The organism is Actinacidiphila glaucinigra (assembly GCF_900188405.1).
Taxonomy (GTDB): domain Bacteria; phylum Actinomycetota; class Actinomycetes; order Streptomycetales; family Streptomycetaceae; genus Actinacidiphila; species Actinacidiphila glaucinigra.
Window position 1 is genome coordinate 476191 of record NZ_FZOF01000002.1, and the last position, 24072, is coordinate 500262.

The 24072-nt window shown below is 73.7% G+C and carries 22 protein-coding genes and 1 tRNA gene; 5 read left to right on the forward strand and 18 right to left on the reverse strand.

Going from position 1 to position 24072, the window contains the following annotated elements:
- Positions 1 to 20: 20 nt before the first annotated feature.
- Positions 21 to 1574: a sensor histidine kinase gene (locus tag CHF15_RS06165; protein ID WP_375821599.1), complete on the reverse strand. Its 1554-nt coding sequence runs from the start codon at positions 1572 to 1574 to the stop codon at positions 21 to 23.
- A 734-nt stretch (positions 1575 to 2308) separates the two neighbouring features.
- Here CHF15_RS06165 and CHF15_RS06170 point away from each other — a divergent pair.
- Both CHF15_RS06170 and CHF15_RS06175 read left to right on the forward strand, forming a co-directional pair.
- Positions 2309 to 3085, forward strand: a complete 777-nt coding sequence (locus CHF15_RS06170; protein ID WP_089222574.1) for an SDR family NAD(P)-dependent oxidoreductase — start codon at positions 2309 to 2311, stop codon at positions 3083 to 3085.
- A gap of 158 nt (positions 3086 to 3243) precedes the next feature.
- Positions 3244 to 5691 (forward strand): SpoIIE family protein phosphatase, encoded by a 2448-nt coding sequence (locus CHF15_RS06175; RefSeq protein ID WP_089222575.1) that lies wholly within the window; start codon positions 3244 to 3246, stop codon positions 5689 to 5691.
- Between the two features lie 74 nt (positions 5692 to 5765).
- Here the strand turns inward: CHF15_RS06175 and CHF15_RS06180 are convergent, their stop codons facing one another.
- A complete protein-coding gene (locus CHF15_RS06180) occupies positions 5766 to 6170 on the reverse strand; it encodes a VOC family protein (protein WP_089222576.1) in 405 nt (134 codons plus the stop codon).
- A 95-nt stretch (positions 6171 to 6265) separates the two neighbouring features.
- On the opposite strand from CHF15_RS06180, the gene CHF15_RS06185 reads away from it, so the two are divergent.
- On the forward strand, positions 6266 to 7252 hold the full coding sequence (locus CHF15_RS06185) for a sigma-70 family RNA polymerase sigma factor (protein ID WP_089222577.1): 987 nt from the start codon (positions 6266 to 6268) through the stop codon (positions 7250 to 7252).
- Here CHF15_RS06185 and CHF15_RS06190 read toward each other — a convergent pair.
- The 6 genes from CHF15_RS06190 to CHF15_RS06215 form a co-directional block, all read right to left on the reverse strand.
- Positions 7154 to 7567, reverse strand: a complete 414-nt coding sequence (locus CHF15_RS06190) for an STAS domain-containing protein (protein ID WP_089222578.1) — start codon at positions 7565 to 7567, stop codon at positions 7154 to 7156. The genes CHF15_RS06185 and CHF15_RS06190 overlap by 99 nt on opposite strands.
- Positions 7568 to 7672: 105 nt before the next feature.
- A complete protein-coding gene (locus CHF15_RS06195) occupies positions 7673 to 8338 on the reverse strand; it encodes a histone deacetylase (protein ID WP_375821595.1) in 666 nt (221 codons plus the stop codon).
- Between the two features lie 36 nt (positions 8339 to 8374).
- Positions 8375 to 9544 (reverse strand): transcription termination factor Rho, encoded by a 1170-nt coding sequence (gene rho / locus CHF15_RS06200; RefSeq protein WP_375821596.1) that lies wholly within the window; start codon positions 9542 to 9544, stop codon positions 8375 to 8377.
- Between the two features lie 284 nt (positions 9545 to 9828).
- Positions 9829 to 10095 carry a hypothetical protein gene (locus tag CHF15_RS46570; protein WP_089222581.1) on the reverse strand — a complete coding sequence of 89 codons (267 nt, stop codon included), beginning with the start codon at positions 10093 to 10095 and terminating at the stop codon, positions 9829 to 9831.
- 196 nt (positions 10096 to 10291) lie between these two features.
- A complete protein-coding gene (locus tag CHF15_RS06210) occupies positions 10292 to 11116 on the reverse strand; it encodes a hypothetical protein (RefSeq protein WP_089222582.1) in 825 nt (274 codons plus the stop codon).
- Positions 11106 to 11633, reverse strand: coding sequence for a SigE family RNA polymerase sigma factor (locus CHF15_RS06215; RefSeq protein ID WP_089222583.1), 528 nt, complete (start codon positions 11631 to 11633; stop codon positions 11106 to 11108). Before CHF15_RS06215 ends, CHF15_RS06210 begins: the two co-directional genes overlap by 11 nt.
- 223 nt (positions 11634 to 11856) lie before the next feature.
- On the opposite strand from CHF15_RS06215, the gene CHF15_RS06220 reads away from it, so the two are divergent.
- Positions 11857 to 12387 carry a TerD family protein gene (locus tag CHF15_RS06220; protein ID WP_089222584.1) on the forward strand — a complete coding sequence of 177 codons (531 nt, stop codon included), beginning with the start codon at positions 11857 to 11859 and terminating at the stop codon, positions 12385 to 12387.
- A gap of 104 nt (positions 12388 to 12491) precedes the next feature.
- Here CHF15_RS06220 and gdhA read toward each other — a convergent pair whose 3' ends face one another.
- From gdhA to CHF15_RS06245, 5 genes are all read right to left on the reverse strand, one after another.
- Positions 12492 to 13838, reverse strand: a complete 1347-nt coding sequence (gene gdhA / locus CHF15_RS06225) for an NADP-specific glutamate dehydrogenase (RefSeq protein WP_089222585.1) — start codon at positions 13836 to 13838, stop codon at positions 12492 to 12494.
- Positions 13839 to 14067: 229 nt separating this feature from the next.
- Positions 14068 to 14580, reverse strand: coding sequence for a hypothetical protein (locus CHF15_RS06230; protein ID WP_089222586.1), 513 nt, complete (start codon positions 14578 to 14580; stop codon positions 14068 to 14070).
- Entirely contained in the window at positions 14577 to 15119 is a 543-nt protein-coding gene (locus tag CHF15_RS06235; protein WP_089222587.1) for an RNA polymerase sigma factor, read from the reverse strand. The genes CHF15_RS06230 and CHF15_RS06235 overlap by 4 nt, the downstream gene beginning before the upstream one ends.
- Positions 15120 to 15246: 127 nt before the next feature.
- A complete protein-coding gene (locus CHF15_RS06240) occupies positions 15247 to 16089 on the reverse strand; it encodes a class I SAM-dependent methyltransferase (protein ID WP_089222588.1) in 843 nt (280 codons plus the stop codon).
- Positions 16090 to 16139: 50 nt separating this feature from the next.
- Positions 16140 to 16877, reverse strand: coding sequence for an SDR family NAD(P)-dependent oxidoreductase (locus tag CHF15_RS06245; protein ID WP_089222589.1), 738 nt, complete (start codon positions 16875 to 16877; stop codon positions 16140 to 16142).
- 334 nt (positions 16878 to 17211) lie between these two features.
- Here CHF15_RS06245 and CHF15_RS06250 point away from each other — a divergent pair, with 334 nt between their 5' ends.
- Positions 17212 to 17706 carry an allene oxide cyclase barrel-like domain-containing protein gene (locus tag CHF15_RS06250; RefSeq protein ID WP_143681529.1) on the forward strand — a complete coding sequence of 165 codons (495 nt, stop codon included), beginning with the start codon at positions 17212 to 17214 and terminating at the stop codon, positions 17704 to 17706.
- Between the two features lie 100 nt (positions 17707 to 17806).
- Here CHF15_RS06250 and CHF15_RS06255 read toward each other — a convergent pair.
- The 5 genes from CHF15_RS06255 to CHF15_RS06275 form a co-directional block, all read right to left on the reverse strand.
- A tRNA-Thr gene (locus tag CHF15_RS06255) sits at positions 17807 to 17880 on the reverse strand.
- A gap of 126 nt (positions 17881 to 18006) precedes the next feature.
- Complete coding sequence (locus CHF15_RS06260; protein WP_089222591.1) at positions 18007 to 19578, reverse strand: alpha/beta hydrolase; 1572 nt, start codon at positions 19576 to 19578, stop codon at positions 18007 to 18009.
- A gap of 100 nt (positions 19579 to 19678) precedes the next feature.
- Positions 19679 to 20686, reverse strand: a complete 1008-nt coding sequence (locus tag CHF15_RS06265; protein WP_143681530.1) for a hypothetical protein — start codon at positions 20684 to 20686, stop codon at positions 19679 to 19681.
- Positions 20687 to 20941: 255 nt separating this feature from the next.
- Positions 20942 to 22153 (reverse strand): DNA polymerase III subunit delta', encoded by a 1212-nt coding sequence (locus tag CHF15_RS06270; RefSeq protein WP_089222593.1) that lies wholly within the window; start codon positions 22151 to 22153, stop codon positions 20942 to 20944.
- Between the two features lie 1216 nt (positions 22154 to 23369).
- Positions 23370 to 24014, reverse strand: a complete 645-nt coding sequence (locus tag CHF15_RS06275) for a hypothetical protein (protein WP_143681531.1) — start codon at positions 24012 to 24014, stop codon at positions 23370 to 23372.
- Between the last annotated feature and the right edge of the window lie 58 nt (positions 24015 to 24072).

The window sequence follows — 24072 nt, forward strand, 5'->3', positions numbered from 1 at the left end:
GGCCCGCTGCTGAATCACGGCTACTCACCCTTATCTAACGACTCGTCACTGTTGCTGACGGGAGCGGCAGCGGGCGTCTCTCCTGACACGCCGCTCTGGAAGGCGGCCAACCACATGCCGGGCTGCACCGGCTCCTGCGCCGGCGGTTTGGCACGGGAAGCAGTGACGGAACCGGCGGGTGACGCAGAGCCCGTGGGGGCGGCCGCGGCGGGCGGGGTACGCCGGCGCCGCTGGGGCAGCCCGTTCGAGGTGCGTTCGTGGACGACGGGGGTGTCGTCCGCCATGTCGGCCATCACGGGGGCCGAAGCCTGGGGCCCCGTGCTTCGTTTGGCGTCGGATCCGGAACCCTGGTCGGAACCGGCGCGGGGCGCCGGGACGGACCGCGGACCGGAGGCGGCACCGATGCCGTGCGCCAGGCCCGTCGCGTTGGTGGTGGTGGTGATCAGGTCCTGCGGGACGATCAGGACCGCGCGCACACCGCCGTAGGCGGAGGTCCGCAGCGAGACCTGGAATCCGTAGGCCTTCGACAGACGGCCCACGACGGCCAGGCCCAGGCGGGGCGTCTCGCCGAGGCCGTTGAGGTCCATGCCGGCCTGCGCCTGGGCGAGCATCTGCTCGGCCCGCTGCCGGGCCTCCTCGCTCAGGCTGACCCCGCCGTCCTCGATCTCGATCGCGATGCCCGACTGCACCTCGACCGCGGTCAGGTGGACCCGGGTCTGCGGCGGTGAGTAACGGGTGGCGTTGTCGAGCAGCTCGGCGACAGCGTGGATCAGCGGTTCGACCGCGGTGCCGACGACCGCGACCTCGGAGACCGAGTGCAGCTCGACCCGCTGGTAGTCGGTGATGCGCGACATCGCGCCGCGCAGCACGCTGAAGAGGGGAACCGCCTTGCTCCACTGACGTCCGGGGCGGGCGCCTCCGAGGACGGCGATGCTGTCGGCGAGACGGCCGATCAGGGCGGTGCCGTGGTCGAGGCGGAGCAGGTCGCCGAAGACGTCGGGGCTCTGGCCGTGGCGGTCTTCCATCTCCCGCAGGGAACTCGCCTGCTGGTGGACGATGGCCTGCACACGGCGGGCGATGTTCACGAAGGCGCGCTGCGAGGACTCCCGGATGTCCTCCTCGGCGGAGACGGCCGTGAGGACGGAGTGGAGAACGGCCTGGTGCGCGCTGTGGAACTCGGCGGTGAGGCCCTCGGTGCGGGTCTCGACGCTCTTGAGCACGTCCTCGAGGAACTCACCGCGCTGGAGCCTCGCCATGGCGTCGGGCAGCTGTTCCTTGGCGAGACGTACGGTCTCGGCCTCCTGCTGGGCCAGCCGGTACCTCAACTCGGCATCGTGCCGGGCGACTTCGGCACGGAGCTCCGCGTTCAGGTGCCCTCGGCGCGCGACCTCGACGGCGAGGACGGCGATGGCCACCGTGGCGGTCACACCGCACCAGAGCACCGCCATCCTGGCGGACGAGGGGACGGTCCATACGGCGACGGTCGCGACCGCCGCGACTATGACGACCGGAAATAACCACGCGGACGTAGCGGTGGGCCGGTGGTCTCCGGGGGACGATCCAGCACGAACCATCAGCATCCTCAGGTGATCGCTAGTCATGGAACGAACACGGCACGAGCAGCGGATTGCGGCCTCAACGGAGTGGGCAACCAGCAGGCTGTGCCTGACCTGGCGTAATTGCTACAACACGCTGAGCCGCAAGTAGCATAGCCGCTTCCATTCGTGGCTGATGCCGCATCATGATGCCCTTGGCACATGCCGATTGACGTATGGTTATCGGTTCTTGCGCGTCGACGCAAACCACTCCCGGGCGCTCCCGCACCATCTGTGCGGCCCCGATTCGATCATGAGCAATGACCGATATAAACTGTTTGACCAAGGATGGCTCGATCGACTCCGACGCCGGTCCCCGCGCCCCGGGAGGCCCCCATGAGCGAGCAGGAACACACCGGGCGGGCCGCCTCCGCGAGGGCCCCGGGGCGCCGCTTGCGCACGTCACGCGCCCCCCGCGAGACGCGCCCTGGCCAGGCCCCGCAAGGGTGGCGGGCGGTTCGGGCGGGGGTCGCGGGGGATGCCGGGGCTCCCGCTGAGCGGCCGGCTCCCCGGGGTCTGCCCGGGCGGTACGGCGGCTCCCCCGGGGGCGGGGCGGTACGACCCCGGAGGGCGCCGTCCCACCGCGCGCGGTGCGCCCGGACCGCGGGACACCAGAAGCGCGCAAAAATTCGCTTCACCCGTACGAGTGACGGGTACTTGCGCGCGGCCCCCTCGGGGAGCAATGTCACGCGCGCGGGGACCGGGGACGTCCGATGACGGCCCGCGAACTGCAGGGGCTCGCCGCGATCGTCACCGGCGGCGCCACCGGGATCGGGCTCGCCACGGCGGAGACGCTGGCGGCGCGCGGCGCACGGGTCGCCGTGCTGGACCAGGCCCCCGGCCGGGCACCGGGGCACGTGCACGCCCTCGCCGCCGACATGGCCGACGACGCGTCCGTGCGCTGGGCGGTCGGCCGAGCCGTGGAGGACCTGGGCGGACTGGACATCCTGGTCAACAACGCGGGGACCGGGGCCGTCGGCACGGTGGAGGAGAACCCCGACGGCGAGTGGCGCCGGGTGCTGGAGATCAACCTGCTCGGCGTGGTCCGGGCGAGCCGGGCCGCGCTCCCGTTCCTGCGCCGCTCCCCCTACGCGTCGATCGTCAACATCTCCTCGGTCACCGCCACCGCCGGGCTCCCCCGCCAGGCGCTGTACGCGGCGAGCGAGGGCGCCGTCCTCGCGCTCACCCTGGCGATGGCAGCCGACCACCTGGCGGAGGGGGTCCGGGTCAACTGCGTCACCCCCGGCACCGTCGACACGCCCTGGGTGGAGCGGCTGATCGCGTCCGCCCCCGACCCGGCGGCCGAGCGGGCCGCCCTCCAGGCCCGCCAGCCCAGCGGGCGCCTGGTCACCGCCCAGCAGGTCGCCGACGCCGTCGCCTACCTCGCCGGGCCCTCGGCCGCCGCGGTCACCGGCACCGCGCTCCCGGTCGACGGCGGCCTGCACGCGCTGCGCCCCGCGCCTCCCCTCCCCCCGGAGCCGCTGCCCTGAGCAGCTGCCCCGAGCGGCTGCCCCGAGCGGCGCGGGCGCGGGGGGCCGGGGCCCGGGCAGGGCCGCGGCCGCTTCCGCGCGAGGAGCCCGCGGGGAGCCCCCGGGGACGTGACGTCCTAGCATGGGAGACACGTATCCGCGGACATGGGACGCCCCAGATGGTCACGCCGGAGAGAGGCGCGGCGGCGCCGGCGAAGGCGCCGTTCGACCTCGCCTACGCCGCGTCCGCGCTGATCGACGGCATGGGCACGATCGTCGGCTGGACGGCCGCCGCGGAGCACCTGCTCGGCTATCCGTCCGCGGAGGCGCTGCACCGCCCCGCCACGCTGCTACTCGCCTCGCCCGGGCAGGCCGCCGAGGCCGTGGAGCTGGCCGCCCAGTGGCGCGACCACGACATCTGGGGCGGTCTGGTGGCCGCCCGGCACCGCGACGGACGGCGGATCGAGGTGGGCCTGCGGGTGTCCGCCCTGACGGCGCCCGACGGGCAGGAGCGCTGGCTGGTGTCGGCGATCGACCTGGCCAGGACCCCGTCCTGGGCGGTGAGCAGCGCCATCCTGGAGGCCTTCCTCACCCGGTCCCCGATCGGCATGGCCGTGCTCAGCCCCGATCTGCGGTACGTGTGGCTCAACGACACCCTGGAGCACTTCGGCGGCGTGCCGCGCGAGCGCCGCATCGGGATGCGCCTGGCCGACGCCCTGCCCGGGATGGACACCGGGGCGCTGGAGGACATCATGCGCCAGGTGCTGCTGACCGGTGAGCCGGCCATCGACCACGAGTTCCAGGGCTGGACGCTCGCCTCCCCCTACCGCGAGCGGTCCTTCTCCACCTCCTTCTACCGCATGGACGACGCCGAGGGCCGGGCGATGGCCGTCTGCTACATGGCGATGGACGTCACCGACCGCTGGCGCGCCCGGGGCAGGCTCGCGCTGCTCAACGAGGCCGGGGCGTGCATCGGCAGCACCCTGGACGTCACCCGCACCGCCCAGGAACTGGCCGACGTGTCCGTCCCGCGGCTCGCCGACTTCGTCACCGTCGACCTGCTGGAACCGGTGCTGCGCGGCGGCGAGCCGCCGTCCGGCGGCGGGCTGGACGGAGTGCCGCTGTGCCGCGCCGGGATGCGCTCGGTGCACCCGGGCACTCCCGAGTCGATCGTCGTGCCCGGCGAGCGGATCAACGCCGGCGACACCTCCCCGCACGTGCGCTGCATGACCACCGGCCGGTCCGAGGTGGAGGGCGACATCGCCATCGACCGGGCGTCCTGGCTCACCGACGACCCGGCCCGGGCGGCCAAGATCCGCGAGTTCGGGATGCGGTCGGCGATGTGGGTGCCGCTGCGGGCCCGGGGCGCCGTCCTCGGCGTGGTGACCTTCATCCGGCACCGCCGCCCCGACCCCTTCGAGCAGGACGACCTGCTGCTCGCGGAGGAGCTGGTGGCCCGCGCTGCGGTGTGCGTGGACAACGCCCGGCGCTGGACCCGCGAGCACGAGGCGGCGCTCACCCTGCAGCGCAGCCTGCTGCCCCAGACGCTGCCCGGCGGCATGGCGCTGGAGGTCGCCTCCCGCTATCTGCCCACCGACATCCAGGACGGCGTGGGCGGCGACTGGTTCGACGTCATCCCGCTCTCCGGGGCGCGGATCGCGCTGGTGGTCGGGGACGTCGTCGGGCACGGGCTCACCGCGGCGGCGACGATGGGGCGGCTGCGGACGGCCGTCCACACCCTCGCCGACATGGATCTGCCGCCCGACGAACTGCTGGCGCACCTGGACGACTTGATCATGCGGCTCACCGAGGAGGAGAACGCCGACCCGTCCGTGGCCGCCACCGTCACCGGCGCCACCTGCCTCTACGCGGTCTACGACCCGGTGACCCGCCGGCTGACGATGGCCCGCGCCGGGCACCCGCCGCCGGCGGTCGTCGACCCCGGCGGCCGGGTCACCTTCGCCGAGCTGCCCGCGGGACCCCCGCTCGGTCTCGGCGCCATGCCCTTCGAGTCCGCCGAACTCGAACTCGCCGAGGGCAGCATCATCGCCCTCTACACCGACGGCCTGATCGAGACCTTCGGCGAGGACGTGGACGTCGGCCTCGACCGGCTCGCGCGCGCCCTGGCCCATCCTGAACTGCCGTTGCAGGACCTGTGCTCGGGCGTGCTGGAGCGCCTGCTGCCCGGCCCGCCCGCCGACGACGTGGCCCTGCTCGTCGCGCGTACGCACGCGCTCGCCGCGGACCGGTTCGCCGCCTGGGACCTGCCGGTCGACCCGGCGGTCGTCAGCGAGGCCCGGGCGCTGGCCTGCCGCCAACTCGCCGACTGGGGCCTGGAGGAGCTGCGGACGACCACCGAACTGGTCGTCAGCGAGCTGGTCACCAACGCCATCCGGCACGCCTCGGGGCCGATCCGGCTGCGGATGATCCGGCAGTCGGTCCTCATCTGCGAGGTCTACGACGGCAGCAACACCGTGCCGAGGCTGCGGCACGCCCGGACCACCGACGAGGGCGGCCGCGGGCTCTTCCTCGTCGCCCAGCTCACCCGCCGGTGGGGCACCCGCTACACCGCCGACGGCAAGCTGATCTGGGCGGAGCAGGAGATTCCGGACACCCCCCGGCCCTGAACGTCCGTCCCGCGCGACAGGACTCGTCACGAACCGCCGCGATCCGCCCGGCCCGGCCGCCCCGGGGCGCGGCGTCAGCCCTGGAACGCCGCCTCGTCCATGTACACGACCTCCCACAGGTGGCCGTCCGGGTCCTGGAAGCTGCGGCCGTACATCGGCCCCTGCTCCATGGGCTCGTTCGAGGGGAACCCGCCCGTGGCCAGGGCCGTGTCGGCCAGCTCGTCCACCCGCTCCCTCGACTCGACGCCCAGGCAGACAATGGCCTCCGTGCTCTTGGTGGCGTCGGCGACCTCCTTCTTGGTGAACTGCCGGAAGAAGGGCTCGACGAGCAGCATCGCGAAGATGCCCTCGCCGATCACCAGGCACGCGGCGTTGTCGTCGGTGAACCGCTCGTCGAAGGAGAACCCGAGGCCGCCGAAGAACGCCTTCGACCTGGGCAGATCCTGCACGGGAAGGTTGACGAAGATCTGGGTCGACATGGTGTGCCTCGTTCCGTTCCGGGGGTTCTGTCAGTGGGCTGTGCTGAAGTAGACCCGTGGACGCTCCGGAACTCATCGGAAGGCGGAGGAGAATCATGAGCGATCTCGCTGCACCCCCGGACGTGGCGCAGGAGCTGGAGCGGTACCGCGCGGAGCTGACCGGCTACTGCTACCGGATGCTGGGCTCGGCCTTCGAGGCGGAGGACGCCGTCCAGGACACCATGGTGCGGGCCTGGCGCTCGTACGACCGCTTCGAGGGGCGCTCCAGCCTCCGCTCCTGGCTGTACCGCATCGCCACCAACGCGTGCCTGGACATCCTGGGCGGCACGGGGCGCCGCGCCCGCCCGATGGACCTGGCCTCACCGGGCAGCGCCGAGGGCCCGCTGCCCGGCACCCTGCCGGAGAGCACCTGGATCTCGCCCGCCCCCGACGGCCGCCTCCTGCCCGCGACGAGCGACCCCGCCGACCTCGCCGACCAGCGCGAGAGCGTGCGCCTGGCGTTCGTCGCCGCGCTGCAGCACCTCGCGCCGCGCCAGCGCGCCGTGCTCATCCTGCGGGAGGTGCTGGCCTGGAAGGCCGCCGAGGTCGCCGAGCTGCTCGACACCACCGTCGCCTCGGTCAACAGCGCGCTGCAGCGGGCCCGCGCCACGCTCGCCGCCGCCGGCCCGGCCACGACCGACCCGGCCCTCCCGCTCGACGAGGAGCAGCGCGCCCTGCTCGGCCGCTACGTCGCCGCCTTCGAGTCCTACGACCTCGACGCCCTCACCTCGCTGCTCCACGAGGACGCCACGCTGTCCATGCCGCCCTTCGGCCTGTGGCTGCGCGGGCCCGCGGAGATCAGGACCTGGATGCTCGGGATCGGCGCCGGCTGCCGCGGTTCGCGGCTGGTCCCGGTCACGGCCAACGGCACCCCGGGCTTCGGGCAGTACCGGCCCAGCCCCGACGGGGGGCACGAACCGTGGGCGCTGCAGGTCATCGAGATATCACAGGGCCGGATCACCGGGCTCAACTCCTTCCTCGACACCGAACGGCTCTTCCCGCTGTTCGGCCTCCCCGCGCGCCTCGAGCCCGAGGCCCGCTAGCCCGCCCAGCCCGGTGAACGCGAGCAGTTCCCGCAGCGCGCCCCCGGCCCCCCGCAGCCGGATCCGGCCGCCGTGGCGCCGGGCGGTGAGCTGCAGCCGGGCGAGGGCGTCGACCAGCACGATGTCGGGGGCGCCCTCGAGCCCTCCCACATCGCATGTCACCGTGCCGCCGCCCCGTTCGGCCAGCAGCACGCGCACCCGCTCGACCAGCGGCGGGATCCCCGCGCGGTCGAGCCTTCCGGTCAGGACGAGCACGGCGGGCCCACCGCCCGGCCGGGAGGCGGGCGGGGGCGGGGGCGGCGCTGGCCGGGCCATGGGCGACCTCCTGGAGCGGGATCCGGGTGCGGGCGTACGGGTCCCCGTACGCCCCCGTACATCCCTAGGACCGGCGGCGCGCCCGTAATCCATCGCCGCCGCGCGTCACCGTCCGAGCAGCGCCGTGATCTCCCGGGGGTCCCAGGCCCCGTCCGCGCACTCCGCGAGGTAGGCCGCGATGCCCGGCAGGTCCCAGGCGCCCGCCTCCGCCAGGCCCTCGGCGATGTGCCGCAGGTAGATCCCGGACGGCCTGACGTGCTCGGCCCCGCCCGAGCTCCAGGGCGCGGTGAAGAGGAGCACCGGGTGGCCGTCCACGTCCCCGGGGTACAGCAGCGTCTCGTACCGCCCGTCGCCGAGCCGGGCCCTGCCGTGCCGCAGCACCTCGCCGAGGTCGAGGTCGGCGCCCGGTGAGCGGTACATCTCCTGGGCGACGATGTCGGAGAACTGACCGGCCGTCAGCAGATGGGCCCGGGCCCGCACTCCGCCGCCCGGCGCGTCGCCGTCGTAGAAGGCCCGGCCGCCCGCCCAGACCGGCGAGTGCGTCGCGAAGTACATCCGTCCCGGCAGCTCCAGCGGCACCGACCGCAGGGGCGGTCGCGCGTCCCGGCAGCCCGGGTACTCCCGGCCGCCGCCGGGCGGCACCCCACCGGCGAGATAGCTGCCGAGGCGCACCAGGTGGGTGTTGGAGCCGTAGGCCGCGTACCAGACGAAGCCGGGCGGCCGGTCCCGCCGGCCGGCGCTCCGGGGCCCCACGCGCTGCGGTGTGGTCACCGTTCCATGATGCGGGTACGGGTGTGCGCCGCGGGCTCAGGCGGCCGGCACCGTGCCGCGGATCTGCCGCAGGAACGCGGCGTTGTCCGGGGTCGCCCGCAGCCGCTCCAGCAGCGTCTCGAAGCTCCCCGCACCGCGCAGCGCCCGGCGCAGCCCGCGGGCTGCGCTGAGTTCGGCGGGGCTGAGCAGCAGTTCCTCGCGCCGGGTCCCCGACGGGGCCACGTCCACGGCCGGGAAGACCCTGCGGTCGGCGAGCCCGCGGTCCAGGCGCAGTTCCATGTTGCCGGTGCTCTTCAGTTCCTCGAAGAAGTAGTCGTCGGCCCGCGACCCGGTGTCGACCAGCGCGGTGGCCAGGATGGTCAGCGAACCGCCCTCCTCCGCGAGCCGCGCGGAGCCGAACAGCCGCTTCGGGCCGAGCAGCGCCGCCGCGTCCACGCCGCCGGACAGTGTCCGCCCGCCCGAGGACGCCGCATTGTTGTGGGCCCGGCACAGCCGCGTGAGGGAGTCCAGCAGCACGACCACGTCCCGGCCGGTCTCGACCAGCCGTTTGGCCCGCTCGACGGCCAGTTCGGCGACGGCGATGTGCTGCCGGGGCGTGCGGTCGAAGGTCGAGGCGACGACCTCGCCCCGCACCGATCGCCGCATCTCCGTGACCTCCTCGGGGCGTTCGTCCAGGAGCACCACCATCAGGTGGCACTCCGGGTGGTTGTCCGCGACCGCGTCGGCCATCCGGCGCAGCAGCATGGTCTTGCCGGCCTTCGGCGGCGCCACGATCAGTCCGCGCTGGCCCTTGCCGACGGGGGCCAGCAGGTCCACGACGCGGGTCGTCAGACCGCCCTTCGAGCACTCCAGGCGCAGCCGCTCGGAGGGATGGAGCGGGGTCAGGTCGGCGAAGTGCCGCCGCCCGCGGGCCTGGTCGGCGGGCCGGCCGCAGACCTGCTCGGCCCGTACGAGGGCGCGCGAGCGGCCGGCCGTGGCCACGCCTTCGACGACGTCGCCCTTGCGCAGCCCGTACCGCCGGATCGCCTCCGGCGGCACCGGGACGTCGTGCGGACCCTGCGCGTAACCGGCGGTGCGCAGGAAGCCGCGTCCGCCCTCGACGTCGAGGACTCCGGCGACGGCGACGAGTCGTTCCCGGGCAGCGGTGTTTGTGTTGGTCGTGTTGATGGCGTCGGTTGCCATCGGGGCATCGGGGTTTGTGGACATACGTGGTCCTCGGAAGAAGGGCGCGCACGGCGGCGGAATCGGCCGGCCGCCGGGACACGCGGCAGAAGAGGCGAAGCCTCGGGGAGATCGCCGGCACGGGGCGCGGGCGAAGGGAAAACCGACCGCAGCGGACTGCGGGAGCGGACCGCGGGGGCGGTCACGTGGAGGCACCGGCGCCGAAGAGCGGCGCGCAGGCGTGCACTTCGCACTGTAGCACCGCGTCCGTCCGCGAGTGCGCCGCGGATTCCGCCGGATTCATGCCCCGCCGCGGGCACGGACAACCCTCACCCGTCGACGGGCCGCGCCAGCGGCTGAGCGGGGCCGCCTGCCCCATCACGACGACCGGGTGGAGCGCCGGGACCCAGCACCCAGTCCCGCGGCGACGTGCCGGGCCGGCGGTGGCGGTCGATGGCCACGACGTAGTCGAACGAGCCGGCCGGCGGCTCCCCTTCCAGGCCGGTGCCCCTGATGGAGAACCCACCGGAGTGGTCGTACGGAAGTCCGGTGCCCGGGTCGGCCTTCAGGCCCCCGGCGCCGGTGACGCCGAACACGCCGATCGGCTGGCGCCCGTCGCCGCTGGGGTTTGCGCGCCACTGCGGGCCGCCGCGCCGGTGATCACGACGACCTGGCGCGCGTCGTCCGGGATCCGGTCGCGGGTCCGCGCCCCCGGGCACCTGCTCCGGGGCAGGCTCGCAGGTGCGGGCCGGGGGCCGGCACCGTGGAGGGCGCCGCCGCGAGTGCGGCGGGTCAGCCCGACGTGCCGGGCATCGTCGACCCGCCGGGGAGCGCAGCGGTGTAGGTCCCGCCCTTCAGGCCCGCGATGACCCCTTCGACCGTGCCCTTCGCCGGCCGGTCGAAGCAGGCGCTGACCACGAGGCCGACGGCGGACGAGCGGTCCGGGGCCTGTCCCCAGGCCGTCAGTTCCCGCCCGCCGCCGAGCGCGCGGCAGCCGTCTCCCGCGTCAGCCACGCCCTTCACCACGAACCGCCCCGGCAGGGAGCCGCCGCCGAGCTTGTCCACCTGCCGGAAGGAGATCAGCGCACCGCCCACGGCGACCTTGCCCACGGGGGGGCAGACCGAGTAGGCGACCATCTCCTGCTTCGTGCACTCGTTCCGCTCCTGGAGGGGTTGCGCGCCGACGAAGCCGACCACCCGGCCGTCCGGGGCCGTGGCGACCAGGGACGTCCAGCCGCTGCCGGGCAGCTTCAGCCGCAGCCCGGACAGGGCGTCCAGGCTGACGAGGTCGTACGCGGAGTCCGTGCTCCGCGTCGGCGACGGCAGGGGGGACCCCGGGGCCGGCATCGCGCGGTCGGGGGACGCGGCGGGGACGACGTGCTGCCCGCGTGGCATCGCGGGGTCCGTGGGCTGCAGCAGCGCGGCGGCCACCACCGCCGCCGCCGTGAGACCGCCGAGCGCGGCCGCCGCACCCACGGCCACCCGGCGCCGCCTGTGCCGCCGCACCCGCCGCCTGATCTGCGTCATCCGGTCGTGGGGCGCGGGAGTCTGCGGCACGACGCGCTCCAGCAGCACTCCGAGCTCCCACTCCTCCTCCGGCTCGGGCTCAGCGTTCACACCGCTCACCACCCCTCGCCAGGCTCGGCACGGCCGCGAGCTGCCCCCGCAGCATGGTCAGCGCCTTGGACGCCTGGCTCTTCACCGTGCCGGGCCGGCAGCCGAGCACCTCGGCGGTCTCCTCGACGCTCAGGTCCTCGAAATAGCGCAGCACGACCACCGCCCGCTGCCGCGCGGGCAGCCGGCGTATCAGCACCGCGAGCGACTGCTCCAGGTCGACCGAGGCGAACGGGTCCTCCGCGGCCGTCACCACCGTGTCCGGGACCTCGCCGTGCGGCACCTCGCCGCGCCAGCGGCGCTGCCACCACGACGAGGCCGTGTTCACCAGCGCCCTGCGCACGTAGGCCTCCGGGTTCTCCCCGGATATGCCCCGCCATTTCGGCCACACCTTGGCCAGGACCGTCTGCAGCAGGTCCTCCGCCAGGTGCGTGTCGCCGGTCAGCAGCCAGGCGACCCGCAGCAACCGCGGCCCGCGCGCGGCGACGAACTCCTCGAAGTCCGCCTGCGCATCCCTCACCGTGGTGTCCTTGCCATCGCGTTCCTGTCCGTGCTCCGAGCAGCCTCACATCCGTTCGAACCGTCCGGGACCCCGGATCGGTTGCCGGGAATCCGTGCTCGTCCTCGTTCGTTGCCGCCTCGGACAGTCGCGCGGCGCGCGGTCGTCCCCAACTGACCGCAGACGAAAGGGCGTTCTCCGTGGCAACCGCACCCGACCAGCCGGAAGCAAGGGGGGCCGGCCTGTGAGCGGCGTCACCAAGGGCCTCGCCAAGGTCGAGGTCCGGCTCAAATGGGATCCCAGTCCGCTCGGCGCGCCCGTCAGCGACCTGGACATAGTCGCGGCGACCTACGGCGCCGCCGACCTCCACGGCACTCCGGCCTACCTCGTCCACTTCGACAGCCGCTCCCCGGACGGCACCATCACGCTCAACCGCGACAGCAAGACCGGCAAGGGACTGGGCTTCGACGAGGTCATGACCATCGAACTCCACCGGCTCAGCCCCGCGTACCAGCGGGTCGTCGTCGGCGTGGTCGTGCAGCAGCGCGACGGCCGGATGACCTTCGGCGACGTCGCGGGCACCGGTGTGCACGTGGTCGAGGGCCACACCGACCTCGCCGCCTCAGACCTCGGCGAGGTCGCCACCGCCACGGCCGCCACCGTCGGCGAGTTCCGCCGCGGCGACACCGGCGAGTGGCGCTTCCGGCCCGGCGTCCACGGCTATGACGCCGACCCGGCGTCCTTCGCCCGCGTGATGGGCGGCGGCCCCTCCTGATCGCCGCCCGGGAACGCCCGTGCCCTCCCACGACGTACGCGGGAGGGCACGGGCACTTCTGAGGGCGGGGCGAGGGGCGGCCCCGCGGTCCGGGCCCGCCGGGCCTAGACGACGCCCTGCGCCGTCATCGCCTCCGCCACACGCAGGAAGCCCGTGACGTTGGCGCCGAGGACGTAGTCGTCCGGTGTGCCGCCGTACGCCGCGGCGGTGGCCCGGCAGTGGGTGTGGACGTCGCGCATCACCTGTGCGAGCCGGGCCTCGGTCCGCTCGAAGGTCCACAGCTCGCGGGACGCGTTCTGCTGCATCTCCAGCGCCGAGGTCGCCACCCCGCCCGCGTTGGCGGCCTTGCCCGGGCCGAAGAGCACGTCCGCCTCCCGGAAGACCTCGATCGCCTCCGGGGTGCACGGCATGTTCGCGCCCTCGGCGACCGCCAGCACGCCGTTCTTCACCAGCGTCCCGGCGTCCTGCCCGTCCAGCTCGTTCTGCGTGGCGCAGGGCAGCGCGACGTCGCACGGCACGTCGAAGACCGAGCCGCGCTCGGAGTACCGCGCCGAGGGCTTGGCCTCCGCGTACGCCGACAGCCGCGCCCTGCGCACCTCCTTGATCTCCTTGAGCAGTTCCAGGTCGATGCCGGCCTCGTCGACGACGTAGCCGCCGGAGTCCGAGCAGGCCACCACGGAGCCGCCCAGCGCGCGCACCTTCTCGATCGCGTAGACGGCGACGTTGCCCGAGCCGGAGACCACGGCCCGGCGCCCCTCGAAGTCCTGCCCGCGCGTGGCCAGCATCTCGGCGGCGAAGTACACCGCCCCGTACCCCGTCGCCTCGGTCCGCGCGTGCGAACCGCCCCAGGCGACGCCCTTCCCGGTCAGGACCCCGGCCTCGAAGCGGTTGGTGATCCGCTTGTACTGCCCGAAGAGGTAGCCGATCTCCCGTCCGCCCACGCCGATGTCCCCGGCCGGCACATCGGTGTGCTCGCCCAGGTGCCGGTGGAGTTCGGTCATGAACGACTGGCAGAAGCGCATGACCTCGCCGTCGGAGCGGCCCTTGGGGTCGAAGTCGGAGCCGCCCTTGCCGCCGCCGATCGCCAGCCCGGTCAGGGCGTTCTTGAAGATCTGCTCGAAGCCGAGGAACTTCACGATGCCGAGGTCGACGCTCGGGTGGAAGCGCAGGCCCCCCTTGTACGGGCCGAGCGCGCTGCTGAACTCCACCCGGAAGCCCCGGTTGACCCGCACGCCTCCCTGATCGTCCACCCACGGCACCCGGAAGATCACCTGCCGTTCCGGCTCGCACATCCGCTCCGCGATCCGGGTGTCCAGGTACTCCGGGTGCCGCTCCAGCGCCGGCGCCAGCGTGTGCAGCACCTCCCCCACCGCCTGGTGGAACTCCCTCTCGCCGGCATTGCGCCGGCAGACGTCCGCGTAGACGGCCTCGATGTGAGCACTGACGTTCATGCGCGCCTTCCCTCGTCCGATGTCCCGGACGCGCCCGCCGTGGCGCCGCGTCCGGCCGTTGCCCTGTCAACGAGTACGGACGGGAGGAGGCCATGTGTCAGCGGAGGGACGAATGTCCGCATCACCCGGAACGCGCAGCACCTCACGACCCGGCAGCCGCAGGGGGCTCCGCGGCCGTCGCCGCGGAGCCCCCTGCGGTGGTACGGGCCCCCGGCCCGCAGCCGGCGGACTACCCGGCGGGAATGGGCCGGGCCCCGATGCGGGCGCAGGCCTGGTCCTGGCCGAGGCCGTCGGCGGGCCAGACGACCTTGCCGGCGCCGCCGGGGTAGTAGCAGGCCGCGAAGGACGTGGGGACGGGCTCGGACGGCCCCCACATCTCCTTCCAGCGCCCGGCACAGACCGCGCCCGGGTCCTTCGGGTCGAACTCCTTGACCGCGTCCGACGGCAGACCGGAGAGGTCGGCGCCACGCGCCAGCGTCCGGGCGCACATCATCTTCCCGCCGGCGTCCTCACCCCACGGCATCCCCCCGGCGACGGCCACGACACCGCCCCCGGCCAGTGCGACGACGGCCGCGCCGCCGGCCACGGCGACCCGCAGCGACCGCCGTCCCGTGGCCCGCGGCGTCGCCGCCTGGTCCAGCACGGAGCGCAGCGTCTCCCGTCCGGCGTCCGACCTCGTCCAGCCCTCGGCCCCCTGCGGGCGCAGCTCCCGGACGGCGTCCAGGACAGGGTCGTTCGTCATGCGTGTACCTCCGAATCGAGCGGGGTGAAGGATGCGGGACGCCGCTCCAGAGCGGCGCGGAACCTCTTGCGGGCCCGGTGGAGCCGCAGCGTGTACGCCGCCCTGGTGCAGCCCAGGGCCTTGGCCGCCTGCTGCGCACTCAGGTCGTACCAGCCGGTGAGCAGCAGCACTTCGCGGTCGGCCTCGGACAGCGCCATCAGCACCCGGAACACGTGCTCGCGGTCGCCTATGCGATCCTCGAAGACCTCCTGCGGAGCACGGTCCATCACCGCGGATATCCGCTCCGCGAGCGCCTGCCGCCGTACGTCCGACCGCACCCGGTTGGCGAGCAGCCGGCGTGCCGCCGCCAGCAGCCAGGGCAACGCGTCGTCCGGTACGGACCGCTGCTTGCGCCAGGCCAGCAGGAAGGTCTCGGAGAGCACGTCCTGCGCGGTCTCGCGATCCGTGCGGTGCATCAGGTAGCCCATCACCCGGTCGGCGTGGGCCTCGTACCACTCTTCCACCAGCTCGTGTCCTCGCGGACCCTCACGTGCCGTCATGCGCACCCTTCCCTCCCTGAACAGGCTTTCACTGGGGAATGTCCGGCCGGGCGCAGACGATTACAGGCCGGGGCCGGGGCTGGGTGCAACGAGGCGGAGGTCACACCGCCAGGGGGCCGGCGGCGGCTCAGGGGCGCTCCGCGGTCACCAGCCAGAGCCGGGCGGTCAGCACGACGTCCCCGTCCGCGGTCGTGAAGTCGCGGAAGGCCTCCAGCGCGGCGTCCCGGGCACGGGAGCGGGCCGTCTCGTCGGCCTGGTCCTCGCGCAGCCAGTGCTGCACGGGCCCCCAGCCCATCAGGAAGTCGGCCGCGTCCTCGGCGTCCCTCCCCCAGACCTGCGGGACGTCCACCGCGGTCGAGGTCACCCCGGCGAAGCCCGCCCCGGTCAGGATCTCTTCGGTGTACGCGGGATCGCCGAAGGAGGCCGGCCCGGTGTTCCCGGTGAAGTCGGGCACGGACACCACGGTCCCGATCGCCCGGTAGATCTTCGTCTGGTCCATGCTCCGATGGCCCCGCGAGCACACGAACGCCAGCCGCCCGCCGGGACGCAGCGCGCGGCGGAGGTTGGCGAACGCGGCGACGGGATCGGCGAAGAACATCACCCCGAAGCGGCTCACCACCGCGTCGAAACCCTCCCGGGGGAACGGGTGCACCTGGGCGTCACCTCGTGCGAAGGCGACGCCGCCGAGACCCTCCCGCTCCGCGGCGGCGACCGCCTCCCGCAGCATCGGCTCCGACAGGTCCACGCCGAGCACCGTGGCGCCTCGCCGTCCGGCGAGCCGCGCCACGCGCCCGGTCCCGCAGCCCACGTCCAGCACCCGGCTGCCCGCCACGACCGGAAGGTCGTCGAGCAGGTGGTCGTTCACCGCGTCGTTGAGCGCGTCGTACCGCTCGGGATACGTGGCCCAGTGGCGTCCCTCGTACCCGTTCCACGCGTCGGACTGGTCCAGGTTCACGATCCGGTTGCCCATGGGACGAACCTACTGCGCGCGGTGGGCGCCCGGGACGTCCGTCGTCCGCCCTACCAGGGAGCGGGGCCGTCCTCGTTGAAGTAGCCGCCGCTGGGGCCGTCGTCGGGGAGCGTGGCCAGCTTCACGATGATCCCGGCGCCCTCCTCGGCCGTACGGGCGCCGGCGTTGTGGGTGAGGTCGGTGGCGGTCAGTCCGGGCGAGGCCGAGTTGATCTTTATGTGCCCGTACCCGGGCTCCCGCCGGAACGCCTGGGCGTACTGGACGGTGAGCATGTTCAGCGCGGCCTTCGAGGACGCGTAGGGGAGGATGTGGTCGGCGTCGGCGTAGATGGTGCCCGGCTCGCTGGTCAGCGTCAGCGAGGCGGTGGTGCTGGAGACGTTGACGATGCGTGCGGCGGCCGAGGCGGCCAGCAGCGGCAGCATCGTGTGCGTGACCGTGACCACGCCGAAGACATTGGTCTCGTAGGTGGCCCGGACGTCCGCCGCCGTGGTGCTCAGCGCGGGGGACTCGACGATCCCGCCGGCGTTGTTCACGAGGATGTCGAGGCTCCCGAACTCCTCGCGTATGCGTGCGGCGACGCGCTCGACGCCGTCCACGTCGGTGACGTCCAGTTGGACGGGGAGGACCCGCAGGCCTTCCGCGGCCAGTTCGGCGGCGGCGGCCTCGCCCCGCCGCATGTCGCGGCTGCCGAGCAGCACGGTCGCTCCCGCGGCCGCGAGCTGTCGGGCGGTCTCACGGCCCAGTCCCTTGTTGGCACCGGTGACCAGGGCCGTCGGGTTGTCGATCATTGAGTTCTCCTGTGCGCGGCGACAAACGGACCCCGGGGTCCACTTATGGTCACCGTAACCGGACCCACGAGTCCGGTCAAAGGGATGTGCGTCACGCCGCAGGGCATGACGAGGTGGCGTCCAGCGCGGAGAACCGCGAAGCGAAGAGGCCCTACCCCGCCCGGGATGGGGCCTCTTGGGCGCGCGCTCCGGATCGGCCCCGCGTCCGATCGGGTCGTCTTTCCCCTCAGCCGATGCGCGCCTGATGTACCGGGCTTCCGATTCCGCCATGAATGAAGTGATAAGTGGGATTAATTGCCGCTTGTCACTCCATCGAGCTCGAAGGAGACGCAGGATGCGTCGTTTCAAGGCAATGGCGCCGGTCGCGGTCACCGCGCTCGCCGCGGTCCTCGCCTACGGACCGCTCGCGCAGGCCACCTCCCCGGACCGCGACCCCGGCCCGCACGGTGACGGCGAGACGGTCATCAAATTGGACGACTCCGTGCGGGAATTCGCCGCCGTCGACGTGGGCGGCCCGGGCATGAGCCTCGGCGACGAGGCGATCGGCTTCTCGGACTTCTTCCAGAACGGTCGCAAGGTGGGCACCGGCGGCTTCGTCTGCACCGTCGTCAGCCTCCAGAAGAGTCTGCGGCAGTGCGAATCCACCCTCCGGCTGGCCAAGGGCGACATCACCCTGCAGGGCTTCGCGCCTTTCATCGTCAGCTTCCCGACCAGGTTCACGCTCGCGATCACCGGCGGTACCGGCGCCTACCGCGACGCCCGCGGCTATATGGACGGCGTCAACATCGACACCACGCATGCCAGGCTGACCGTCCACGTCACCAGGTGACCCCCGGGCGCCGCCCGCCCGCACGGGAGCGCGCGCCCGCCATCGTCGCTGCACATGAGAAAGGGCCAGGTCAGAGATACTGACCTGGCCCTCTTGGTTGAGCCGCCTAAGGGAATCGAACCCTTGACCTACGCATTACGAGTGCGTCGCTCTGGCCAACTGAGCTAAGGCGGCAGGCTGCCGAGACAGCTTGGCATCGGCAGCGGCCACAAGTCTACACAGTTCTTGAGGGGCCCCTGACCAGGGTGCGACGGGGGTCCGGTCGCCGTCGCACGAGGTCGGGCCGGGGCCCCTCGGGGGTCAGCAGGTCTTGCCGTCCGCCGGGGGCGTGCCCTCCAGGAGGTAGCGGTTGACGGCGGAGTCGATGCAGTTGCTGCCGCGGGCGTACGCCGTGTGGCCGTCGCCGTCGTAGGTGAGGAGGACGCCCGAGTCGAGCTGGCCGGCGAGGGACTTGGCCCAGGCGTAGGGCGTGGCGGGGTCGCGGATGGTGCCGACGACGAGGATGGGGTCGGCGCCGGTGGCCTCGATGCGGTGCGGCTTGCCGGCGGGCGGGACCGTCCAGTAGGTGCAGATCAGACTGGACCACGCGAGGTTCTTGCCGAAGTGCGGGGACTCGGCGGTGAACGCGGCGACGGACTGCTCCGCGGCCTGCGGACCCGACAGGGCGGGCGGCAGGTCGAGGCAGTTCACGGCGGCGTTGGCGAACATCAGGTTGTCGTAGTGGCCGCGGTCGTTCCGCTCGTAGTACGTGTCGGACAGGGTGAGCAGGCCGCTCCCGTCGCCCTTGTTCGCCTTGGTGAGCGCGGTGCTCAGGGTCGGCCACATCGACTCGTCGTACATCGCGGCGATCACGCCGGTGGTGCCGAGCGCCTCGGTCAGCTTGCGGGAGCTGCCGGTGTTCAGCGGCTTGCCGTCCAGCTGCTTGAAGAGCGTGTCGAGGCGGTGCCCGGCGTCGGCGGTGCTCTTGGTGCCGAGCGGGCAGTCGCGGTGGCTGATGCAGTCCGCGGCGAAGGCGTCGAAGGCGGTCTCGAAGCCGGAGGCCTGGCCGCGGCTCGCGTCGAGGGCGGAGATCGACGGGTCGACGGCGCCGTCGAGGACCAGCCGGCCCGCCTTGTCCGGGAAGAGCTCGGCGTAGGTGGCGCCCAGGAAGGTGCCATAGGACTTGCCGACGTAGTTGAGCTTGCGGTCGCCGACCAGGGCGCGGAAGACGTCCATGTCACGGGCCGACTCGACCGTGCTGACGTGCTTGAGCAACTTGGCCGAGCGCTGCCGGCAGCCGTCGGCGAACTCCTTGTCGGCGGCGACGAGGGCGTCGACCTCCGCACCGTCGTCAGGGGTGACGTCGGTCGCCGCGAAGGCGTCCATCTGGCTGTCGCTGAGGCACTCGACGGGCTCGCTGCGGGCCACGCCGCGCGGGTCGATGGCGGCCATGTCGTAGCGCGAGGTGACCGCCGTCGGGTAGCCGAAGGCCGCGTACTGCAGGTAGTCGATCGCGGAGCCGCCGGGGCCGCCCGGGTTGACCAGCAGGGTGCCGAGCCGCTTGCCGCCGTCCTCGGCCCGCTTCCGGGTGACGGCGAGCTTGAGGTCGGTCTCGGCCGACGGGTGCGCGTAGTCGAGGGGGACCCGCATGGTGGCGCACTGCATGCCCGGCATGTCCTTGCAGTCGCGCCAGGACAGGCGCTGCTCGTAGTACGACCGGAGGTTGCCGTAGGCGTCCGCGGAAGCGCCCGAGGGCGGCGGCCCGCCGAGCGAGCCCGCCGGGGACGACGCGGCGGCACTGTGGGTGCTGCCACCGGTCGTGCACGCGGACAGCATCAGCCCGGCGACGGCGAGGACGGTGCCGGAGGTACGGAGCAGGCGCGGGGTGTGCATCGAAGCCTCGGTTCCTCGTGGTGGTCATCTGGAGCGTATCCGCAGGGCCGGTGGCGAACCGTCGTCCACAGTCCTCGTACGGGTGATTCGGCCCGCGCCGTCAGGGACGGTCCGGGCTGTCGAGCTTCTCGGTCGCGTACCCGGCGACGAGGGCGAAGAGCCGCCGCCGCGGGGCGATGCCGTCGAGCACCCTGACCTCGGCGGACACGCCGCGCACCCGCCCGCGCAGGGCGAGCGCCGAGCGCCGGGCGTTCTCCTCTCCGGAGGGTACGGCGAGCAGCAACGCGGGGCGCGGCATGTCCCGTCCGGCGTAGCGGCCGTCGGCGGAGAAGTACGGCGGCGGACCGGAGCGGTCGATCTCCTCGTAGCCGCCCGATACGCCGATCGCCGTCGTGAAGCCCCGGGGGTCGGTCAGCTGCTGCCGCACGACGCAGGCCGCGTCACCGTCGGCACCCAGCAGCGCCCGCGCGGTGCGGCCGGGCAGGACGCGGTAGAGGCGGGCGACCGAGACCGGTACGGACGCGGGGCGCGCGCCCGGGCCGTCGTCGCAGTGGGCGGGCAGCACCACCACGAAGGGGTCGGCGACACCCCGCAGCGACTGGGCGGCGAAGCCGGCGAACAGATCCGGGTCGGCGGGGTCGATGTGGGCCACGACCAGGGGGAAGTAGACCCCGGCGGAGTCCGGGTAGTCGTACTGCGGGGGCAGCCAGACCCGTGTGCCGTCGGACAATTCCTGGAGGGTACCCCCGGCCGGGTGACCGAGGGTGCGCGGCGGCACCAGCCCGGCGTCCGCGGGATCGGACGGCACCGGCCGCGGCCGCGGCGGCGACGACGGCGGCCCGGCGGCGGTGACCGGGCGGTGCGGCGAGGACGACGGGGTCCCCGGGCCCGGCGGCAGGCAGACCCCCAGCGTGATCGCCACCGCGGCGGCCAGCGCGGAACCGGCCCCGCGCAGCACCGTGCCGGCGCGCTCGACGGGCAGTTCGTACACGCGGCCCGCGCGCTGCTCCCACCAGTGCCGCAGTGCCGAGCGGGCGAGCGCCACCGCGACGGCCCCCGCCGCAGTCAGCAGCGCGTACAGAACGACGACCTCGGCCACCTCGGGCACGTGCGGCACCACCTCGGGACGTCCCCGACGGCGCTTCGGGCACGGGTGGGCACCCGCGCCGGAGGCAGGGGGGAGCGCATCCCGTGCGCTGGATCACCCCCGCGGGGACAGCGGCCGGGGGCACCGCACAGCAGCCTGCGGCAAGGCCGGGCGCACCGGGGACCGGCGACGCGCGGGCACCGCAAACGATCACCCGTCCGCCGGATGATCAAGGGCGCGGAGGCGGTCCGGGCGGCCGGTCGCGCGCGCCGGCGGTCAGCCCGCGCGCAGGGCCAGCGTCATCGCCTCGACGGCCAGCAGCGGCGCGACGTTCCTGTCCAGGGCCCCGCGGCAGGCGAGCACCGCCTCGATGCGGCGCAGGGTGTTCTCCGGCCGCGAGCCCGCCGCGATCCGCTCGACGGCGTCCCGTGCCTCGACGTTCGCGATCGCGACGGATGTGCCGACCTGCACGGCCAGTACGTCCCGGTAGAAGCCCGCCAGGTCGGTGAGGGCCAGATCGAGGGTGTCGCGCTGGGTTCGGGTGGAGCGGCGCTTCTGCCGGTCCGCGAGATCCTTCATCACGCCCGCCGTGCCGCGCGGCATACGGCTGCCCGCCCCCGCGGCCGCGCCGAGCGCCGTACGCAGCTCCTCGGTCTCCTTGGCGTCCATCTCCTCCGAGACCTGCTTGGCGTCCTCCGTCGCCGCGTCCACCAGCTCCTGCGCGGCCTTGAGGCAGCCGCCGACGTCGTCCACGCGCAGCGGCAGCCTCAGCACGGCGGCGCGGCGGGAACGCGCCGCCTCGTCGGTGGCGAGCCGGCGGGCCCGGTCGATGTGCCCCTGGGTGGCGCGCGCGGCGGCCTCGGCGATCACGGGGTCGATGCCGTCGCGCCGGACGAGCACGTCGGCCACGGCGCCCACGGGCGGAGTGCGCAGCACCAGGTGCCGGCAGCGCGAGCGGATCGTCGGCAGCACGTCCTCGATGGACGGCGCGCACAGCAGCCACACCGTGCGGGGCGCCGGCTCCTCCACGGCCTTCAGCAGCACGTTTCCGGCGCCTTCGGTGAGGCGGTCGGCGTCCTCCAGCACGATCACCTGCCAGCGGCCGGAGGCCGGCGAGAGCGAGGAGCGGCGGACGAGGTCGCGGGTGTCCTTGACGCCGATGGAGAGCAGGTCGGTGCGGACCACCTCGACGTCGGCGTGCGTACCGACCAGGGTCGTGTGGCAGCCGTCGCAGAAGCCGCAGCCCGGCGCGCCGCCCAGGGCCCGGTCCGGGCTCACGCACTGCAGCGCGGCGGCGAAGGCGCGGGCAGCAGTGTCACGGCCCGCGCCGGGCGGGCCCGTGAACAGCCAGGCGTGCGTCATCTTCGACGCGGTCGGCAGCGCGGTGCCGGCGGCCGCCGCCGTCACGAAGGCGTCGGCGTCCCGCGCGGCGGCGGCCAGCTGCTCCGTCACCCGGTCCTGGCCGACCACGTCGTCCCATACCGCCATCGCGTCCGCCCGTCCTGTGGTGCCTGTGCACGTGTCTGCTACGGCTCCACCATTGTCGGGTACGGCACCGACAGCTGTGCCGGGTGGGTTGTGGTTGCGGTCCGTTGTTGGGTGCGGGTCGTTTGCGCCTGCGGCGGGCTGTCTCCCGCCCTCCCTCCCGATTGCCCGGCGCGGTCAGTGACCGCCTCGCACCGTGTGGCTGGGTCGGTGCCGCGCCGGCGCACGTCCTCAACGCTCGCGGTTTACGTCCACATCGTTCGGCGCCGGGTCCGCCGCTCGTCTCCCCCAGCCTTCGGCCGGGGGGACCCCCATGGGCGCACCCCGCCACACCCCCTCCGGTGGTGTGGGCGACTGACGGCCGGAGGGGGTGTGATGGGGTGAGCGCCTCCCCGCACCGTTGGGAGCTGCCCCAGCAGGGGGTCCCCCGGCCGCAGGCCGAGATCGGCACCTCCCACGGGACGGCTGGCGCAACTGCCCACCGGCGCTCGCAGGGCTTGCCTATGTGACGGCGACGCCGAAGGTCGCCAGGCGGCAGATCGCGACGATTGCCGGTGTGGGGACGCACCCTGGCCTCCGGCGTGCGGCCCGACCCGCAACCAGGCTCAGCCTTGGGACCACACCCACACACCGAATCAGGCTGCCCCTGGCCGAAGGCTGAGGGAGCGCAGGAACACGCACACGACAACGGGCAGCTCAGCAGAGTGATCGACAGCCGCGCACCCTATCGCCGGCATAGGCCCGAGCACCCCGAAAAACCGTCCGGTCCGATCCACCCCGTGATCATCGCGCGAACCCGGCGCGGGCCTCAGCCGCCACCCCCCGGCTCGGCCACCGCTGGAAGGTGCCCCCATGGAGGACCTGAAGGCCGTGGGCGTCGGGTAGACGTGTGCGGTAACCCCGGACCGCCCTCTACCCCCTCCGGCCGTCAGTCGCCCACGGATACGGAGGGGGCGGGGTCGTAGGGGTGGATGTTCTGGACGCTGCGGGATATTTGTGTGCGGCAGAGACGGCAAGGACCTGGACCGCCCGCCATGCACGTAAATAACCCAGTCCAGGACGTGCAGCCCCGGAGGCCCCGCACCCGGCCCACCACGCACGCGCGCAGGCCCGCACCAACCGCGCCGGACAATCGGGCGGGCGGGCGGGGACAGCCCGCCGCAGGCGCAAACGACCCGCACACGACAACCGGCCGCGCAGACGACCCCGGGCCGCGGCGTCAGCCGGAGACGCGGCGGTGGCGACGCGGCACCGCCGGCTTGCGGCGGAGCATGACGAAGGCCGCGCCCGAGGCGATGCCCAGCGCGGCCAGGGCGGAGGCCACGCCCGCGGTGACGTCGGAGGGGCCGGTGGAGGTCGACACGGACGTCAGCCCCGCGGCGGGCAGGCCCGTGCCCGGGCCGGTGGACGCCGCGGCCGTCACCCCGGGCACGGCGCCCGCGGGGGCGGACGGGGCCGCGCTGCCCGGCGACGGCGTCGCCGTCCCGTCCGGGCAGGCCACGGTGAATCGCTCCGGCTTCGCGTCGGAACCGGCCCACCGGAACCGGTAGGCACCGTCGGCCAGCACGACGCGGTCGCTGCTCCCCGTGCCCCGGTCGCCGGTGACCAGCGTGCCGACGACGGCGTCCTCGCCCCGGGCGTAGGAGACCGTCCAGTTGACCGGCTGGTCGGGGACGAAGCCCTCGGCCTTGAAGTAGAAGGTGCACACCGTGGCGCCGTCTTCGCGCGTCCGGCCCAGGGCCTCGTCGTAGAGGCGGACTCCGGGCCGGTCGGCGGGCGCGCCGGAAGCGTGCGCGGCCAGGCCCAGGAGGGCCGCGGCGGCGGCAGCGGCGGCGAGGGCCGCCGCCGTGGTACGGATGCGCATGTTCAGAGTGTCCCGGAGACCCGCGCGGAGGACTGCGCCGGGGTCCATTTCCGGCCGA

Coding starts and splice junctions, on each gene's coding strand:
- CHF15_RS06185 (WP_089222577.1), top strand. CDS start 6,266: ATGAGCGATCTCGCTGCACCCCCGGACGTGGCGCAGGAGCTGGAGCGG.
- CHF15_RS06250 (WP_143681529.1), top strand. CDS start 17,212: ATGCGTCGTTTCAAGGCAATGGCGCCGGTCGCGGTCACCGCGCTCGCC.
- CHF15_RS06180 (WP_089222576.1), bottom strand. CDS start 6,170: ATGTCGACCCAGATCTTCGTCAACCTTCCCGTGCAGGATCTGCCCAGG.
- CHF15_RS06170 (WP_089222574.1), top strand. CDS start 2,309: ATGACGGCCCGCGAACTGCAGGGGCTCGCCGCGATCGTCACCGGCGGC.
- CHF15_RS06245 (WP_089222589.1), bottom strand. CDS start 16,877: ATGATCGACAACCCGACGGCCCTGGTCACCGGTGCCAACAAGGGACTG.
- CHF15_RS06260 (WP_089222591.1), bottom strand. CDS start 19,578: ATGCACACCCCGCGCCTGCTCCGTACCTCCGGCACCGTCCTCGCCGTC.
- gdhA (WP_089222585.1), bottom strand. CDS start 13,838: ATGAACGTCAGTGCTCACATCGAGGCCGTCTACGCGGACGTCTGCCGG.
- CHF15_RS06235 (WP_089222587.1), bottom strand. CDS start 15,119: ATGACGGCACGTGAGGGTCCGCGAGGACACGAGCTGGTGGAAGAGTGG.
- CHF15_RS06175 (WP_089222575.1), top strand. CDS start 3,244: ATGGTCACGCCGGAGAGAGGCGCGGCGGCGCCGGCGAAGGCGCCGTTC.
- rho (WP_375821596.1), bottom strand. CDS start 9,544: ATGTCCACAAACCCCGATGCCCCGATGGCAACCGACGCCATCAACACG.
- CHF15_RS06240 (WP_089222588.1), bottom strand. CDS start 16,089: ATGGGCAACCGGATCGTGAACCTGGACCAGTCCGACGCGTGGAACGGG.
- CHF15_RS06270 (WP_089222593.1), bottom strand. CDS start 22,153: ATGGCGGTATGGGACGACGTGGTCGGCCAGGACCGGGTGACGGAGCAG.
- CHF15_RS06165 (WP_375821599.1), bottom strand. CDS start 1,574: ATGGTTCGTGCTGGATCGTCCCCCGGAGACCACCGGCCCACCGCTACG.
- CHF15_RS06190 (WP_089222578.1), bottom strand. CDS start 7,567: ATGGCCCGGCCAGCGCCGCCCCCGCCCCCGCCCGCCTCCCGGCCGGGC.
- CHF15_RS06230 (WP_089222586.1), bottom strand. CDS start 14,580: ATGACGAACGACCCTGTCCTGGACGCCGTCCGGGAGCTGCGCCCGCAG.
- CHF15_RS06275 (WP_143681531.1), bottom strand. CDS start 24,014: ATGCGCATCCGTACCACGGCGGCGGCCCTCGCCGCCGCTGCCGCCGCC.